The organism is Nonomuraea fastidiosa (genome assembly GCF_042751225.1).
In the GTDB taxonomy this organism is placed as follows: domain Bacteria; phylum Actinomycetota; class Actinomycetes; order Streptosporangiales; family Streptosporangiaceae; genus Nonomuraea; species Nonomuraea fastidiosa.
On sequence record NZ_CP170570.1, the window covers coordinates 4770796 to 4786729 of the forward strand.

The 15934-nt window shown below is 68.8% G+C and carries 16 protein-coding genes and 2 pseudogenes; 15 read left to right on the top strand and 3 right to left on the bottom strand.

From position 1 onward, the window contains the following. Window positions 1–3: 3 nt before the first annotated feature. The gene (locus ACFMQL_RS22255; RefSeq protein WP_364070925.1) at window positions 4–993 is read right to left on the bottom strand and encodes an ABC transporter substrate-binding protein; all 990 of its coding nucleotides are present in this window, start codon (window positions 991–993) and stop codon (window positions 4–6) included. Window positions 994–1513: 520 nt separating this feature from the next. Here ACFMQL_RS22255 and ACFMQL_RS22260 point away from each other — a divergent pair. The 14 genes from ACFMQL_RS22260 to ACFMQL_RS22325 all read left to right on the top strand — a co-directional run bounded on the left by ACFMQL_RS22260 (window position 1514) and on the right by ACFMQL_RS22325 (window position 13054). Next, window positions 1514–4285 (top strand): nitrate- and nitrite sensing domain-containing protein, encoded by a 2772-nt coding sequence (locus ACFMQL_RS22260; RefSeq protein ID WP_378786852.1) that lies wholly within the window; start codon window positions 1514–1516, stop codon window positions 4283–4285. 63 nt (window positions 4286–4348) lie between these two features. Beyond that, window positions 4349–4771 (top strand): roadblock/LC7 domain-containing protein, encoded by a 423-nt coding sequence (locus tag ACFMQL_RS22265; protein WP_378786848.1) that lies wholly within the window; start codon window positions 4349–4351, stop codon window positions 4769–4771. 5 nt (window positions 4772–4776) lie between these two features. Beyond that, window positions 4777–5172, top strand: a complete 396-nt coding sequence (locus ACFMQL_RS22270; RefSeq protein ID WP_378786854.1) for a DUF742 domain-containing protein — start codon at window positions 4777–4779, stop codon at window positions 5170–5172. A 7-nt stretch (window positions 5173–5179) separates the two neighbouring features. Next, the gene (locus ACFMQL_RS22275) at window positions 5180–5740 is read left to right on the top strand and encodes an ATP/GTP-binding protein (protein WP_364070263.1); all 561 of its coding nucleotides are present in this window, start codon (window positions 5180–5182) and stop codon (window positions 5738–5740) included. A gap of 57 nt (window positions 5741–5797) precedes the next feature. Next, the gene (gene ffh / locus ACFMQL_RS22280) at window positions 5798–7345 is read left to right on the top strand and encodes a signal recognition particle protein (RefSeq protein WP_378786855.1); all 1548 of its coding nucleotides are present in this window, start codon (window positions 5798–5800) and stop codon (window positions 7343–7345) included. 476 nt (window positions 7346–7821) lie between these two features. Then, entirely contained in the window at window positions 7822–8262 is a 441-nt protein-coding gene (rpsP, locus tag ACFMQL_RS22285; RefSeq protein WP_364070078.1) for a 30S ribosomal protein S16, read from the top strand. Window position 8263: 1 nt separating this feature from the next. Beyond that, entirely contained in the window at window positions 8264–8509 is a 246-nt protein-coding gene (locus ACFMQL_RS22290) for an RNA-binding protein (RefSeq protein WP_043634919.1), read from the top strand. A gap of 73 nt (window positions 8510–8582) precedes the next feature. Then, entirely contained in the window at window positions 8583–9083 is a 501-nt protein-coding gene (rimM, locus tag ACFMQL_RS22295; protein ID WP_378786856.1) for a ribosome maturation factor RimM, read from the top strand. Further along, window positions 9083–9862: a tRNA (guanosine(37)-N1)-methyltransferase TrmD gene (trmD, locus tag ACFMQL_RS22300; RefSeq protein WP_364070082.1), complete on the top strand. Its 780-nt coding sequence runs from the start codon at window positions 9083–9085 to the stop codon at window positions 9860–9862. The genes rimM and trmD overlap by 1 nt, the downstream gene beginning before the upstream one ends. 155 nt (window positions 9863–10017) lie before the next feature. Beyond that, the gene (gene rplS, locus ACFMQL_RS22305; protein ID WP_364070084.1) at window positions 10018–10380 is read left to right on the top strand and encodes a 50S ribosomal protein L19; all 363 of its coding nucleotides are present in this window, start codon (window positions 10018–10020) and stop codon (window positions 10378–10380) included. Between the two features lie 141 nt (window positions 10381–10521). Next, entirely contained in the window at window positions 10522–11376 is an 855-nt protein-coding gene (gene lepB / locus ACFMQL_RS22310) for a signal peptidase I (RefSeq protein WP_364070086.1), read from the top strand. Continuing rightward, a complete protein-coding gene (gene lepB / locus ACFMQL_RS22315) occupies window positions 11376–11969 on the top strand; it encodes a signal peptidase I (protein ID WP_378786859.1) in 594 nt (197 codons plus the stop codon). The genes lepB (ACFMQL_RS22310) and lepB (ACFMQL_RS22315) overlap by 1 nt, the downstream gene beginning before the upstream one ends. Before the next feature lie 53 nt (window positions 11970–12022). Then, window positions 12023–12691, top strand: a complete 669-nt coding sequence (locus ACFMQL_RS22320; protein WP_364070090.1) for a ribonuclease HII — start codon at window positions 12023–12025, stop codon at window positions 12689–12691. Between the two features lie 39 nt (window positions 12692–12730). After that, on the top strand, window positions 12731–13054 hold the full coding sequence (locus ACFMQL_RS22325) for a DUF2469 domain-containing protein (RefSeq protein WP_364070092.1): 324 nt from the start codon (window positions 12731–12733) through the stop codon (window positions 13052–13054). 117 nt (window positions 13055–13171) lie between these two features. Here the strand turns inward: ACFMQL_RS22325 and ACFMQL_RS22330 are convergent. Both ACFMQL_RS22330 and ACFMQL_RS22335 read right to left on the bottom strand, forming a co-directional pair. Continuing rightward, a pseudogene (locus tag ACFMQL_RS22330) lies at window positions 13172–13489 on the bottom strand (response regulator transcription factor); the annotation flags it as partial. A gap of 267 nt (window positions 13490–13756) precedes the next feature. Next, window positions 13757–14410: pseudogene (locus ACFMQL_RS22335) on the bottom strand (histidine kinase); the annotation flags it as partial. A gap of 439 nt (window positions 14411–14849) precedes the next feature. On the opposite strand from ACFMQL_RS22335, the gene ACFMQL_RS22340 reads away from it, so the two are divergent. Next, a complete protein-coding gene (locus ACFMQL_RS22340) occupies window positions 14850–15734 on the top strand; it encodes an ABC transporter ATP-binding protein (RefSeq protein ID WP_364070095.1) in 885 nt (294 codons plus the stop codon). Window positions 15735–15934: the final 200 nt, after the last annotated feature.

The window sequence follows — 15934 nt, forward strand, 5'->3', positions numbered from 1 at the left end:
GCGTCATCCGTTCGCCGCGGGGGCCGCGATGATCGACTTCACGTCGATCGGGCTCTTCAGGTAGCCGTACTCGAGCATGAGGTCGGCGACCTTCTGCAGGCGGTTGGCGTTCAGCTCACTGGGGAAGGTCCCGAGCGTGATCACCGAAGCCGTCTTGGCGTCGATCTTCGTGTACTTCGGCAGCATGGCCTCGATCTCCTTGCGGTCGCTGGAGACGAGCTGCTGCGCCTTGGCGATCGCGCGCTGGAAGGCGGCGAGCGTCTTGGGGTACTTCTGCGCCCAGTCCTCGGTGGCCATCCAGCCGGCGATGGGCAGGTCGGCCGTTTGACCCGTCATGGTGTCCGCCAGCTTGCGGAAGCCGTGCTGGCTCTGGTTGGCGGTGATGAACGGCTCGGTGATCCAGCAGGCGTCGGCCTGGCCGCTGAGCAGCGCGTTGCCCATGTCGGGGAACGGCTTTTCCACGAACTTGACGTCGTCCTCGGTGAGACCGGCCACCTTGAGCTGCGTGAGCGTGGCGAGGGTGGCGACGTTGTTGAGGTTGTTGACCAGAATGGTCTTGCCCTTCAGGTCCGCCACCGTCTGAATAGGCGAATCCTTCGGAACCATCAGGTTGAAGGTGTTCGGGCCCGCCTGGTACATGTCGGCGACCAGCTTGATCTTCTTGCCCTGGCTGACCGCGGCGAACGTGGAAACGTAATTGGTCTGGGAGATGTCGAGCGCGCCGCTTTCGATCTGCGGCAATGCCGCCGCGCCACCGGTGATCGTGACCGGCTGAACGGTCAGGCCCTCTTCCTTGAAGTAGCCCTTCTCGTTCGCGACATACAGAGCCACCGGGTCGGGAATGGGCAGCGCCCCGACCTTGATGGTGGTCTTCTCAAGGCCGCTGCCACCGGCCGACGCACTGCTGGGCTCGTCGGAACCGCCGCAACCGGCAAGAGTCAGAGCGACTGCGACGCCGAGAGCAATGGCGCTACAGCGCAGTTTGCGTGTCATTGGGGGGTTCTCCTACCAGGGGGAAGCTTCTGGAGATCGGCACTGCATGCCGGGCGTGAAGCGTACCGGAGGGGAGATCGAAACGGCAGCCACTATGCCTCGTTTATGCACTTTATCGGCTAAAGATGACCGTCCACGGATATAGATGTATATATATGCATAAAGTGGGTTTCTGAGCTATATGTCCGGATCGAGACTTTGGTTGCGCTCTGTGGTCAAGAGCTTGCCACGTGAACAGGGTGTCATTTGGAACGGTTGAAAACAGCCGAGACGTTGGCCTAAGTATGGGGTTTGTGCTCAAATTGGGCCTCGAACTTGCCTGCGATCACTCGTCCCTTGCGACGAAGCCGCTGAAACCCCCCAAGCAGGCCATGGCGAGAGGTTGCCACCAGTGAGGACAACAACGGCCGACTCCGGTCGTGGCAGGGCCCCGGACATTCCGGAACAGTCTGCGGGCGGAGAGGTTCCGCAGGTACAGCAGCCCGTTTCGGGCAGCCCGTTCGCGCTGCGCAATTGGCGTGTGCGCACCCGCCTCATCGCCCTCATCGCCATTCCCACGATCGTGGGCGTCATTTTCGGCGGGCTGCGGGTCACCGACTCGATCAGCAGCGCCCAGCAGTACCAGCTCATCAGCGACGTGGGACGGCTGGTCAGCCAGCTCGGCGAGCTGGCCCGCGACCTCGGGCTCGAACGAGGCCTGGCCGGCCGCTACGTCGCCGCCAACAAGCGGGCGAGCGAAGGACAGCGGCTCAAGAGCCAGCAGGAGATCGTGGACGCCAGCGCCGCCAGGACGAAGGCGGCCATCGCCGAGGCCCGCGACTCGGTGTCCGACATCGGCCGCAGGACCCTGGACCGCATCGAGGTCCGGCTCTCCCAGCTCGGCTCGCTGCGGGCGGCGTACACCAAGGACCAGATGCCGCCGCTGCCGACGGTCGAGAAGTACTCCGAGATCATCGCCGACCTGCTCCAGGTCTACGACGAGCTCGGCCAGGGCTCGACCGACGAGCAGCTCACCTCCACCGCCGCCGCGCTGCGCAGCGTCGCCCGCGCGGAGGAGGAGGCGTCCAAGCAGCGGGCGCTGCTGATGATCGCCCTGGTGCGCGGCAGGTTCGAGGAGCCGGAGTTCAAGGGCTTCCTCGACGCGGGCTCCCGCCGTGAGAGCGAGCGCTCCTCGTTCCTCGCGGTCGCCACGCCCGCCCAGCGGCAGAACTTCGACAACACCGTGGCCAGCCAGAAGATCGGCCGCGCCGAGTTCTACATCAGCCGCGCCGTGCTGCTGCACAACAGCGGCACCCCGCTGCGCCGGCTCGACAACTCCAGCACCAAGGACGTCGACCTCTGGTTCGACTCCATCTCCGAGACCGTCGACCGGCTGCACCAGGTGCAGAAGTCGCTGTCGGAGGAGGTCGCCACCCGCAGCGCCGACGTGGCGAGCGCCGACAGGCAGCTGGCCGCGATCAACATCGGCATCGTGGTCGTGCTGCTCGTGCTGGTCCTCGCGATCACCGCTCTCATGGCGGGCTCGCTGGTCCGCCCGCTCAGGCGGCTGCGCAGCGACGCGCTCAGGATCGCCGGCCACACGCTGCCCGACCTGGTCCGCCAGCTCCGCGAGAACGACATCGACCCCGACAAGATCAGGGTCCCGCCCATCGAGATCAACTCGAAGGACGAGATCGGCGAGGTCGCGCGGGCCTTCGACGAGGTGCACCGCGAGGCGGTCCGCCTGGCGGGCGAGGAGTCCAGGCTCCGCAGCAACGTCAACGCGATGTTCGTGAACCTGTCGCGGCGCAGCCAGACCCTGGTGGAGCGGCAGATCACCCTCATCGACAGCCTGGAGCAGGGCGAGCAGGACGAGCAGCGGCTCGGCAACCTGTTCAAGCTCGACCACCTGGCCACCCGCATGCGGCGCAACAGCGAGAACCTGCTGGTCCTCGCCGGCCAGGAGCCGCCGCGCCGCTGGAGCCAGCCGGTCCAGCTCGTCGACGTCGCCCGCGCCTCGCTGTCGGAGGTGGAGAACTACGAGCGCGTCGTGCTGGAGGTGCCGGAAGGCGTCTCCATCGCCGGCCAGGCCGTCAACGACGTCATCCACCTGCTCGCCGAGCTGATCGAGAACGCGCTGTCGTTCTCGCCCCGCGAGACCCGCGTCCCGGTCTCCGGCAGCCGGATCGACGGCGGCGGCATCATGCTCTCCATCAGCGACTCCGGCATCGGCATGACCGCCGAGGAGCTGGCCCAGGCCAACGAGCGGCTGAGCGAGGCGCCCACCGTGGACGTCTCCGTCTCCCGCCGCATGGGCCTGTTCGTGGTCGCCAGGCTGGCGCACCGCCACGGCATCCGCGTCCAGCTCCGCCCGCACGGCTCCGGCGGCCTGACCGCCATGGTGCTCATCCCCGAGTCGCTGCTCGGCCCGTCGGCCCCCTCGTACGCGGGGGCCGCGCCGGCCGCCTCCAGGGAAGAGCAGTTCCCGTCCGTGCCCCAGCCGGGACCGCAGGGCGGGTCGTGGCCCGCCGCGTCGTACCAGCTCGGACCCGGGCACCCGTCCTATCCCTCCTATCCCTCTGCAGAGGCGTTCCCGTCGGCCGGGTCGTGGCCGTCGAGCCCCGCACTGCCCGCCGAGGCGGCGGGGTGGATGTCCCAGGACTCCTCCAACGACGTCTGGGTCGCCTCGCGCGGCGCCCCCGCGGGCGAGAGCCGGTCCCGCAGCGGGAGAACGGGCTGCCCCGGCGCGAGGGCTCGCTGCCCCAGCGCGGCGCCGGCGCCCTGTCCGACGACACCCGTCCGTGGACGCGCGAGCCCGCGTCCGGCGGCGACTTCGCCGACAGCGAGTCCGCGGCCACCGGCCCCCTGCCCGCCATCTCGTCCGGTCAGCCCGGTCAGTCAGGCCAGTCCGGCAACGGCAACGGCGAGTACCTGCCGATCTTCGCCTCGGTGGAGTCGGCGTGGTTCGACCACTCCGCGGCGTCCGACGACGCCAAGTGGAGCTCGCCGAAGGCGGACGAGGGCTGGAGCGCGGCCGAGGTGGTACGCGAGCCGGTGCGCGACGGCGCGACCGCGGCCGGCCTGCCCAAGCGGGTGCCCAAGGCGAACCTGGTGCCCGGCTCCGCCGAGACCGCCACGGCGCCCAAGGGCGTCGCCCCGATGCCGGCGATCTCGCCGGAACGGGTGCGCAGCCGGCTGTCCAGCTTCCAGCAGGGCTTCAGAGCCGCACGCGACGACATCAGCGAGGGCAGGACGTACGGGTCCGGGCCCAGGGATAACAGCAGTAGGAATGAGGGCGCATGAGCGAGCGTAACGAGCGGCCAGTACGACACGGCCGACTACCGTCGTCGCTCGAGCGACCGGCGAAGGAGAAGGTATGAACGACCTGAGCCACGCGGCACGCGGGGTGGACTGGTTAATCACCGACTTCGTCAACACGGTCCCCGGCGTCGCGCACGCGGTGGTGGTCTCGTCTGACGGTCTGCCGTTGGCGGCGTCGGCGGGTTTTCCTGCTGATCGTGCGGATCAGCTGGCTGCGATCGCGTCGGGGTTGGTGTCTTTGACGCAGGGTGCGGCGCGGGTGTTCGAGGGGGGTGCGGTCAATCAGACGATCGTGGAGATGCAGCGCGGGCTGATGCTGATCATGTCGATCAGTGATGGTTCGTGTCTTGCGGTGCTGGCGGCGCCGGACTGTGACATGGGTCTGGTGGCGTATCAGATGACGTTGATGGTCGATCGCGCCGGTCAGGTGCTGACTCCGGCTGTGCGTGCCGAGCTGCGCGCCAGTCAGTCAAGGTGATGTAGGTGAGCAATTCGTGGAACAGCGGCGGCTGGGAGCCCCCACCACCGCCCCCAAGATCCGAACCGCCATCGCCGGTGCGCCCCTACGCCGTCACGGGCGGGCGGACCGCGCCCAAGCTCAAGCTGGCGATGGAGGCCCTGGTGTCGTCGGCGACCGCCGAGCACCGGGAGTTCTCCCACATCACGCCGGAGTACAAGGCGATCAGCCAGCTCTGCCTGCAGGTCAGGTCGGTGGCCGAGGTGTCGGCGCTGCTGCGGATCCCGCTCGGCGTCGCGCGTGTTCTGATCGCGGACATGGCGGCGGAAGGCCTCGTACGAGTGCACCAGCCGCAGCTCGAGGCGGGTCGACCGGACGTCAACCTGCTGGAAAGGGTGCTCAGTGGACTTCGCAGGCTCTAGCCCCGGTCTGACCTCGACGAAGATCGTCGTGGCCGGTGGCTTCGGGGTGGGCAAGACGACGTTCGTCGGCGCGGTGTCGGAGATCATGCCGCTCACCACGGAGGCCGTCATGACCGACGCCTCCGCCGGGATCGACGACCTCGGCATGACGCCGCTGAAGTCGACCACGACCGTCGCCATGGACTTCGGCCGCGTGTCCCTCGACCGCGACCTGATCCTCTATCTGTTCGGCACGCCCGGACAGCACCGGTTCTGGTTCATGTGGGACGACCTCGTGCGCGGCGCCATCGGGGCCGTCGTGCTCGTGGACACGCGGCGGCTCGCCGACAGCTTCCCCGCCATCGACTACTTCGAAGAGGCGCAGCTTCCGTTCGTGGTCGGCATCAACGGCTGGGACGGCCAGTACCCGCACAGCGACGCCGAGGTGCGCGACGCCCTGACCCTGGCGCCGCACATCCCCATGGTGCGGCTCGACGCCCGCTCCAAGGAGTCGGTCAAGAACACGCTGATCCAGCTCGTCGAACACGCATTGACGGTCAGGATGGCCGTGCCAGGTTGGAGCGGCTAGCGGAGCGGCTAGGCTGGAGTCTTAGACGTACATTCGCTTCGAGGACTGGCCAACCACGTGTTCGAGACGCTATCCGACCGGCTGACATCGGTCTTCTCCTCCCTCCGATCCAAAGGGCGGCTGTCCGATGCCGACATCGACGCCACCACCCGCGAGATCCGCATCGCCCTGCTCGAGGCCGATGTCGCGCTGCCGGTGGTCAAGGCGTTCGTCGCCCAGGTCAAGGAGCGTGCCCGCGGTTCCGAGGTCTCCCAGGCGCTGAACCCGGCGCAGCAGGTCGTCAAGATCGTCAATGACGAGCTGATCGAGATCCTCGGTGGCGAGACCCGCAGGCTGCGCTTCGCCAAGACGCCTCCGACCGTCATCATGCTGGCGGGTCTGCAGGGTGCAGGTAAGACGACGCTGGCGGGCAAGCTGGCCAGGTGGCTGCGCGAGCAGGGCCACGCGCCCATGCTCGTCGCCGCCGACCTGCAGCGGCCCAACGCCGTCCAGCAGCTGCAGGTCGTGGGCGAGCGCGCGCAGGTCGCGGTCTACGCGCCGGAGCCCGGCAACGGCGTGGGCGACCCGATCGAGGTGGCCCGCAGTTCGGTCGACGAGGCCAGGCGGCTCAACCACGACATCGTCATCATCGACACCGCCGGCCGCCTGGGCATCGACCAGGAGATGATGAAGCAGGCCGCCGACATCCGCGACGCGGTTTCGCCCGACGAGGTCCTGTTCGTGGTCGACGCCATGATCGGCCAGGACGCCGTGGTCACGGCGCAGGCGTTCATGGAGGGCGTCGGCTTCGACGGCGTGGTGCTGACCAAGCTCGACGGCGACGCGCGCGGCGGCGCGGCCCTGTCGGTGCGCCACATCACCGGCAAGCCGATCATGTTCGCCTCGACGGGTGAGAAGCTCGAGGACTTCGACGCCTTCCACCCCGACCGGATGGCCTCGCGCATCCTCGACATGGGTGACATCCTCACCCTGATCGAGCAGGCCCAGAAGACGTTCGACGAGGAGCAGGCCGCCAAGATGGCGGGCAAGCTCACCTCGGGCGAGAACTTCACCCTCGACGACTTCCTCGAGCAGATGCAGATGGTCCAGAAGATGGGGCCCATCAAGAACCTGCTCGGGATGATGCCCGGCATGGGGCAGATGCGCGATCAGATCAACTCCATCGACGATCGCGACCTCGACCGCATCGCGGCGATCATCCGCTCCATGACGCCGGCCGAGCGCCAGGACCCGAAGATCATCAACGGGTCGCGCCGGGCTCGCATCGCCGCCGGTTCCGGCGTCAGCGTCAGCGCCGTGAGCAACCTCGTCACCCGCTTCTTCGAGGCACAGAAGATGATGAAGCGGATGGCGGGCGGCATGGGCATCCCCGGCATGCCGGGCGGCCGGAGCAAGGCGGCCAAGTCGCAGAAGAAGAACAAGAAGGGGCGGCGCGTCAGCGGCGACCCGCGCAAGGCGGCGCTCGGCAAGGCCGGGTCGTCGTCCGGCGACGGCGCCAAGAAGAGCGGCGGCGTGCTGGGCAACCTCGGCGGGAAGCTGCCGCCCGGGGTCGAGCTGCCGCCGGGCTTCGACCCCTCCAAGCTCCGCCTTCCCGGCCAGAAGTAGGCTGCTTCGGGTTCGCGCCGCCCCGAGGTTCGGGGCGGCGCCGCCGTGTCTTGGCGAGCTTCGCGACGACCGTCGGCTTTCCGGGTGAGCCTGCGACGACACGCCCGGCTGCTCGATGGGCTTCACGGCGACGCGCCCGGGGTTGCCTGGCGGCCGGCCGGTGTGCGGCGGGGGCTCTGGCCTGGTGGCGGGGTGGGAGCCGCCACGCCCGGCCGGAGCTCTCGCCAGGCCGTGCCCGGCGCTCCTCGCGGCGGGCACGGCGATTCCCCGGGGATTGTCGGATCTTTGCGCCGAGCTGTGGTGACAGGTCGTGAGCAGTGCCGGGGATCTGGCAGAATGACATGTTGGAACACCGTGACCAGGCGGGTGCCCTCTCATCTCCCGCCGGACGCGTTTGTCCCTGGAGCGTCGTCGCGTCGTGCCCCACTCGGCGAGGCGCCGTTCACCCACGTGCGAATGCAGGAGAGACCACACCCGTGGCAGTCAAGATCAAGCTCAAGCGGCTCGGCATGATCCGCAACGCTCAGTACCGCATCGTCGTCGCCGACAGCCGCACCAAGCGTGACGGCCGGGCGATCGAGGAGATCGGTCTGTACCACCCGAAGGAGAACCCTTCGCGCATCGAGGTCAACGCCGAGCGTGCGGCCTACTGGCTGGGTGTCGGCGCGCAGCCGACCGAGCCGGTGCTCAAGCTGCTCAAGCTCACCGGTGACTGGCAGAAGTTCAAGGGCGAGCCCGCTCCGCCGCCGCTGAAGGTCGCGGAGCCCGCGCCTGACCGTCACGCCATCTACGAGGCCGCGGCCAAGGAGGCGCTGTCCGGTGGCGACACCGGCACGGCCGCCACCACGCCGAAGAAGTCCAAGAAGAAGGACGAGGCCGAGGCCCCCGCCGAGACCAAGACCGAGGGCGAGGCCTGACGTGCTCGAGGAGGCTCTCGAGCACCTCGTGAAGGGCATCGTCGAACATCCAGACGATGTCCGGGTCCGCGCACGCCGCATTCGCAGCGGGCGCGTCCTGGAGGTCCGGGTGCATCCCGAGGACCTGGGCAAGGTCATCGGACGCGGCGGGCGCACCGCCAAGGCGCTGCGCACGGTCGTGAACGCCCTGGCCGACGGGAAGTACGTACGGGTCGATCTGCTCGATCTGCACGAAGCAGTCCGTTAGCGTCAGGTTTCTGCGCCCTCATCGGCTTCGTACCGATGGGGGCGCTTGCGTTGATAAGAGAAGGCAGGTTCACGTGCAGCTGGTCGTCGGCCGGATAGGCCGCCCGCACGGGGTGCGCGGTGAGGTGACCGTGGAGGTGCGCACCGACGATCCCGAGCTGCGCTTCGCCCCCGGCACCGCCATCGCCACCGACCCCGCCGACCGGGGGCCGCTCGTCGTCGCCGGCCGCCGGTGGCACAAGGGCGTGCTGCTGGTGGCGTTCGAGGAGGTCCCCGACCGCAACGCCGCCGAGGAGCTGCGGGGCACCATGCTGGTCATCGACTCGGCCGACGTGGAGCCCTCCGACGACCCCGACGAGTTCCACGACCACCAGCTCATCGGCCTGACCGTGGTGACCGTCGCGGGCGAGCACGTGGGCGAGGTGGAGGACGTGCTCCATCACGGCCAGGACCTCCTCGTCGTCAAGAGGAAGGGCCAGGACGAGGCTCTCATCCCGTTCGTCAAGGCGCTGGTGCCCGAGGTCGATCCGGAGGCGGGGCGGCTGGTCGTCGATCCCCCGGAGGGCCTGCTGTGATGCGCCTCGACATCATCTCCATCTTTCCCGAGTACTTCGCGCCGCTCGACGTCTCGCTGATCGGCAAGGCGCGCGAGCGCGGCATCCTCGACATCCGGGTCCACCAGCTCCGCGACTGGACCCACGACGTCCACAAGACCGTGGACGACACGCCGTACGGCGGCGGCCCCGGCATGGTGATGAAGCCCGAGGTGTGGGGCGAGGCCATCGACGACGTGATCGGCGACGGCTCGCCGCGCATGATCGTGCCGACGCCGAGCGGGCGGCCGTTCACCCAGGAGCTGGCGCAGGAGCTGGCGGGGGAGTCGTGGCTGCTGTTCGCCTGCGGGCGCTACGAGGGCATCGACGCGCGCGTCATGGAGGAGTACTCCACGCGGCTGCGCGTCGACGAGGTCAGCATCGGCGACTACGTGCTGGCCGGCGGCGAGGTGGCGGTGCTGGTCATGATCGAGGCCGTCGGCAGGCTGCTGCCCGGCGTGCTGGGCAACGCCCAGTCGGCCGTGGACGACTCGTTCGCGCCGGGGGCGATGCGCAACCTGGTCGAGGGGCCGGTCTACACCAAGCCGCCGGTGTGGCGGGGACACGAGGTGCCCCCGGTGCTGCTGTCCGGACACCACGGAAAAGTCGCCAGATGGCGGCGTGACGAGGCGATCCGGCGTACCGTACGGAACAGGCCGGAACTGGCGGCGGCGCTCGACCCGGCGACGCTCGACAAGCATGATCGCAAACTGCTCGAAGAGCTGTCGTTTCGCCTCCAGCCGGAAGATATGGCAAACTGAATCGCTGCCGACCAACAGCGGTCGGTGCTGCGTGCCCGGGAAGAGCGACCCCGGACCCCAAGAGACAGCAAGCGCGTCCACTTCGCCGCCGTGCTCATGCCGAGTTCGGACGGGTGGACCTCCGCGTGCCCGCGAACTTTGAGGAATAGACTCTCATGCACACGAAGATCCAGGAGCTCGAGAAGGCGACCCTGCGCGATGACGTGCCGGACTTCCGCCCCGGTGACACGCTCGAGGTTCACGTCCGAGTCGTCGAAGGCAACCGTTCCCGAATCCAGGTCTTCAAGGGCTTCGTCCTGCGCAGGCAGGGCAGCGGCGCCCGCGAGACCTTCACGGTCCGCAAGGTGAGCTATGGTGTCGGCGTCGAGCGCACCTTCCCGGTGCACAGCCCGGTCATCGAGAAGATCGTCCTCGTGACCCGTGGTGACGTCCGCCGCGCCAAGCTCTACTACATGCGCGACCTTCGCGGTAAGGCCGCCCGCATCCGCGAGAAGCGCGAGACGACGGCCGCCAAGTAAAGCCTCGTTTTCCGATGGCCCGCGCGTAAGCGCGGGCCTTTCGGCTTTACAGCGGCGTTTCCTTTATGTGGAGCGACTCGTGCGTGGGTGTAACGTCGGTCGAGGGTTGTCGGGCCTAGTCATCATCTAGGCTCGTCAGCGATGACTAGCGAAAGCCAGGAGCACGGCGCTGCGCGCCGCCCTGTCGAGGACGAGGTGGACGTGGTCGCCGAAGAGACTCACAAGCCTGCCAAGGGCGAGAAAAAGGAGAAGAAGGGGTCATTCTGGAAAGAGCTCCCCGTTCTCATCGTGGTCGCCCTGGTACTGGCCCTGATCATCAAGACGTTTGTGGTCCAGGCCTTCTACATTCCGTCGGAGTCGATGGAGAACACCCTGCTCAAGAACGACAGGGTCCTGGTCAACAAGCTCGTTTACCACGTCAGGGACATCGAGCGTGGTGACGTGGTGGTCTTCTCCGGTGTCGACTCCTGGGACGGCGAGTTCCAGATGGAGGAGCCGTCCAACGCGGTCGCGGCGTTCTTCCGGTGGGTGGGCACCGCCTTCGGCGTGGTGCCCGGCGAGAAGGACTACATCAAGCGCGTCATCGGCGTCGGCGGCGATCACGTGAAGTGCTGCGACTCCCAAGGCCGCATCACGGTCAACGGCACACCGATCAACGAGGAGAGCTACCTCTATCCGGGCAACGTGCCCTCCGACACCTTCTTCGACATCACCGTGCCGGAGGGGCGGCTGTGGGTGATGGGCGACCATCGCTCGGTCTCGCTCGACTCGCGCTCCCACACCGGTGATCCGGGCGGCGGCTCGATCCCCGTCAGCCAGGTCATCGGACGGGCCTTCGTGATCGTGTGGCCGTTCGACCGGTTCGGCTCCATCGACATACCCGAGACCTTCGCTCAACCCGCGCTGCAGGCGCTCGGCGGGTCGGTCCCGCTGGTGGCCGGGTTCGGGCTGGCCGTACCCTTGGTCCTGGTTCGTCGGCGTCTGAGGAGGCGCTGATGGCCTTCTTCAAGAAGGCGGAGGGTGTGGCAAAAGAGAAGAAGAAGGGCGGTTTCCGGGAGACCGTCCTGCTGATCGTCATGGGGGTCGGCATAGCGCTGCTGCTCCAGGCGTTCGTGGTCGGGTCGTTCTACATCCCGTCGGAGTCCATGGAGAACACCCTGCTGGTCAACGACCGGGTGTTCGTCAACAAGCTCGCGGGCAAGCCGGAGCGCGGCGACATCGTGGTGTTCAAGGGCTGGAACGGCGAGGACACGATCAAGCGGGTCATCGGCGTCGGCGGCGACCATGTGAAGTGCTGCGACAAGCAGCGGCGCATCACGGTCAACGGCACCCCGCTCGACGAGGAGTCGTACCTCTATCCCGACGACTACCCTTCCGGCGACGAGTTCGACGTCACGGTGCCGGAGGGGAAGCTGTGGCTGATGGGCGACCACCGCAGCGCCTCGGCCGACTCCCGGGCCCACATGGAGGAGCCCGGAGGCGGTTTCATCTCGGAAGAGGACGTCATCGGCAAGGCCGTGGTGCGCTACTGGCCGCTGTCGCGGGGCTACCTGTTCTCCCGTCCCGAGACCTTCGACAAGGTCAAGTAGGCGTCCGCTTCAGGTCGCGGTTTGCGGCGAATGGGGCGTACGCTGCCTGTGTCATGACAGTAGCGTTCCGCCCTCGACCGAGCGTCGTCCGGCGCGATTCCGGACTCTACGCCTATGAGCGGGCGCTCGCCCGCCGCGGCCTCGCCCCCATCGCGGGCGTCGACGAGGCCGGCCGCGGCGCGTGCGCGGGCCCGCTGGTGGTGGCGGCCGTCATCCTGCGCAAGCAGGTCCCCGGGCTCGGCGACTCCAAGCTGCTGAGCCCGGTGGTGCGCGAACGCCTCTACGAGCAGATCATGCGCGTCTCCCACGTCGGCATAGTGGTCATCCCGCCTGGGGAGATCGACGCAAAAGGTCTGCACAAATGCAACGTCGCAGGAATGCGGCGAGCCGTCGCACAGTTGCCATGTGACCCGGAGTACATCCTGACGGACGGTTTCCCGGTTCCGGGGCTGCCGGCACCGTCACTGGCCGTGTGGAAGGGGGACCAGGTGGCCGCGTGCGTGGCGGCCGCGTCGATCGTGGCCAAGGTGACCCGAGACCGCATCATGGTCGCGCTCGACGAGCGCTACCCGCACTACGGCTTCGCCGAGCACAAGGGGTACGTCACACCGGGACATCGGCTGGCGCTGGAGACGCACGGCCCGTGTCCCGATCACCGTTACTCCTTCGTCACGGTGGCGAGGGGGATGGGTGAGAATGAATTGGGGGCCGGGGTTGCCTGAGCAGGCACACCGGGGGACCGGTACGACAGGAGGACCGCGATGAGCGCAGAGGATCTCGAAAAGTACGAAACCGAGATGGAGCTGCAGCTTTACCGCGAATACCGGGATGTCGTCGGTTTGTTCACATACGTGGTGGAGACTGAGCGGCGGTTCTATCTGACCAACTCGGTCGATCTCGACGTCCGTACCGCGGAGAACGGCGACGTCTTCTTCGATGTGAAGATGCAGGACGCCTGGGTGTGGGACATGTACCGGCCTGCGCGGTTCGTCAAGAACGTGCGCGTGGTGACGTTCAAGGACGTCAACGTGGAAGAGCTCGCCAAGGCGGACCTCGAGATGCCCAAGGAGGGGTTCGCGGGATAGCGCTCGCTCGCCGGGAGGAGCGCCTTCGCCGCTACGTGAGCCCCGCGCCGTGTTCTACGTGAGGCCCACGTCCTGGTCTACGTGGAGCACGCGCCGTTCTGCGTGAGCCCCGCGTCTCTACGTGAGCCCCGCGTCGTGGGCCAGGAGCGCGATCTGGGTGCGGTTGTCCAGGTCGAGCTTGGCCAGGATGCTGGAGACGTGGGCCTTCACGGTCGTGACGCCCATCGAGAGGTCTTCGGCGATGTCGGCGTTCGTACGTCCCCGCGCGATGGCCAGCGCCACCTCGTGCTCGCGCGGCGTCAGCACCGCCAGCGCGGCCCTGGCCCGCTCGTAGGCGCCCGCCTGGGCGATCGTCCGCTCCATCAGACGCCTGGTGACGCGTGGCGACAGGATGGGATCGCCCGCCGCCACCCTCGTGACCGCCTCCACGATCTGCGGACCTCGACCGGCTGGCCGGGGGCGTGTTTGCGGGCGTAGGTGAGGCCCTCCTGGATCACCCGGAGGCGGTCTTGTCCACCGGGGTGGTGGGGTGCCGGTCACCTCGTCGCGCAGCCGTACCGGCTGTCCTGCCTCCCGCGCCTCCCCGATCAGGCCGGGCAGGTCGGCCAGGCCGGGAGGCGGCTCGAACTCGTCCCGCTCGTCGTCCTGCTCGCGCAGCAGGCTGATCACCTGCCGCAGCTCCTCCAGCGCCTGCCGCACCCCCGTACGGACCACCCCCGCCGCTCGTGCGAGCTGCTCGGGGGAGGCCTCGGGACGGTACTCCAGCGCGCCCGCGTGCGTGGCCACCAGGGACAGGCGGTGGGCCAGAACGTCGTGCATCTCCCTGGCCAGCAGACGACGCTCGGCCGCACGGGCCTCCGCCACCCGGCGGCCCTGCTCGGCCTCGGCCCGGCGGGCGCGTTCGTGCAGCGAGGCGAGCAGGGCGCGGCGCGAGCGGGCCAGCGCGCCCCAGCCGAGGAGGGCACCGTACGCGGCGCAGATCAGCAGCAGCCACCACGGCAGCGAGATGCCGGAGCTGGGCCGCCACAGGCCCTGCACCAGGTGGGCCGCCATGCCCGCGGCCGCCACCCCCGCCGCCACCGGGAACCGCCTGCGCTGCGCCACCTGCAACGCGCCCAACGTCGCCGCCGGCGTCGCCACCGGGGACAGCGTGGCCAGGAGCGTCGCGGCCAGCGCGCCGCGTACCGGCCACCATAGCTGGGCCAGGGCCGCCGCCAGGCTCGCCACCGCGACCGCCACGTCCAGCGCCCAGCTCGCCTGGTCGGCCACGGCCCACAACGTGACGCCGGTGAGCGTGCCCGTCGCCAGGATGATGATGGCGATGGCGAGAGGGTACGAGGGGCGGAACGGGTACATCGGGCCAGGCTGGCCCGCGCGCCGGACAGGGCATCACCTACCAAAGTCGGAGACGTCCCCCACCGGGGGAGGGGGCGTCGCGACCTCGCGCCCGATGCGGTGGGTAGGGGCGCTCGGTCATGGTTGGCGGCATGAACGCTCCTACCCCAAGCTCACGTGCCTCCGTCCGAACGTCCACACGAGGGCCGCTCGGCTCCGTCAGAAGACCGCTCGCCGTGCTCGTCGCCGCCGCGATCGCCCTGGCCGTCTGGGCTCTGGCGGTGCCCCTCGCCGGGATCGTGCTGTCCGTGCGGATGGGGGCCTCTCGGCGGTGCCGTGGGCGGTGCGGCGATGTCGGTGCTGGTCGTGATGCATCTCGTCGTGGGTGCCGTCCTCGTAGGCGGGCTGGTACGGCGGTGAGCCCGGTCGCTTCCCGGTCGCGTACAGACAGGAGAACCCCATGACGGTCCTCGCCCGAGCGATCGACGTCACGCGCCGCTACGGCGAGGTGCGCGCGCTCGACGGCGTCTCGCTCGACATCCGGGCGGGCGAGCTGGTCGGGCTGCTCGGCCCGAACGGCGCCGGCAAATCCACCCTCATCAACCTCTTCACCGGTCTGCGCAGGCCGACGTCGGGCACGGTCGAGCTGCTCGGCGGTGCGCCGGGCGACCCCGTGCTGCGGCGCGGTATCGGCGTGACTCCGCAGGAGACCGGGCTGCCGGAATCGCAGCGGGTGGGCGAGATCGTCTCGTTCGTCGCCGCGCACTTCCCCGATCACGCTGACACGGCTGAGCTGCTCGCCCGCTTCGGCCTGGATGGCCTCGCCGGGCGGCAGGTCGGCGGGCTGTCCGGCGGGCAGCGGCGGCGGCTGGGGGTGGCGCCGGCGTTCGTGGGGAGACCGTGGAAGGTGTTCCTGGACGAGCCCACGACCGGGCTGGACGTCGAGGGCCGGCGGGCGCTCTGGGACGGCATCAGGGCGTTCCATGAGGAAGGCGGCACCGTCCTGCTCACCAGCCACTACCTGGAGGAGGTCGAGGCGCTGGCCCAGCGGGTCGTGGTCGTCGGGCATGGCCGTGTGCTGGCCGACGGCACCATGCGGGCCGTGCGGGGCATGGTCGGCACCCGGCGGGTCTCGTTCGCCTGTGATCGGCTGCCCGAGCTGCCCGGTGTCCTCGCTGCCGAACGCGTGGACGGTCGTGCCGACCTGGTCGTCAGCGATCCCGACCGGTTGGTGGTGGAGCTGGTGCGGAGTGGAGTGGCGTTCTCCGGGCTGGAGATCAGGCCGGCCACGCTCGAAGAAGCCTTCCTCGCGCTCACCGCCTCCAAGGAGACTGTTGATGCCTAGTCTCGTGCTCGCGCACACCCGTTTCCTGCTCATCGAGCAGATCAGGACCCCGATCGGGCTGCTGGCCGCCGCGTTCTTTCCGGCCGTGGCGATGGTGGCGTTCGTGGTGCCGTACGCGGGCCAGGACGCCGCGGCGGCGACCACGGCGACAAGCTCGCTGATGCTGTTCGGGGCCATGTCGTCCGCGCTGATCGGGCTCG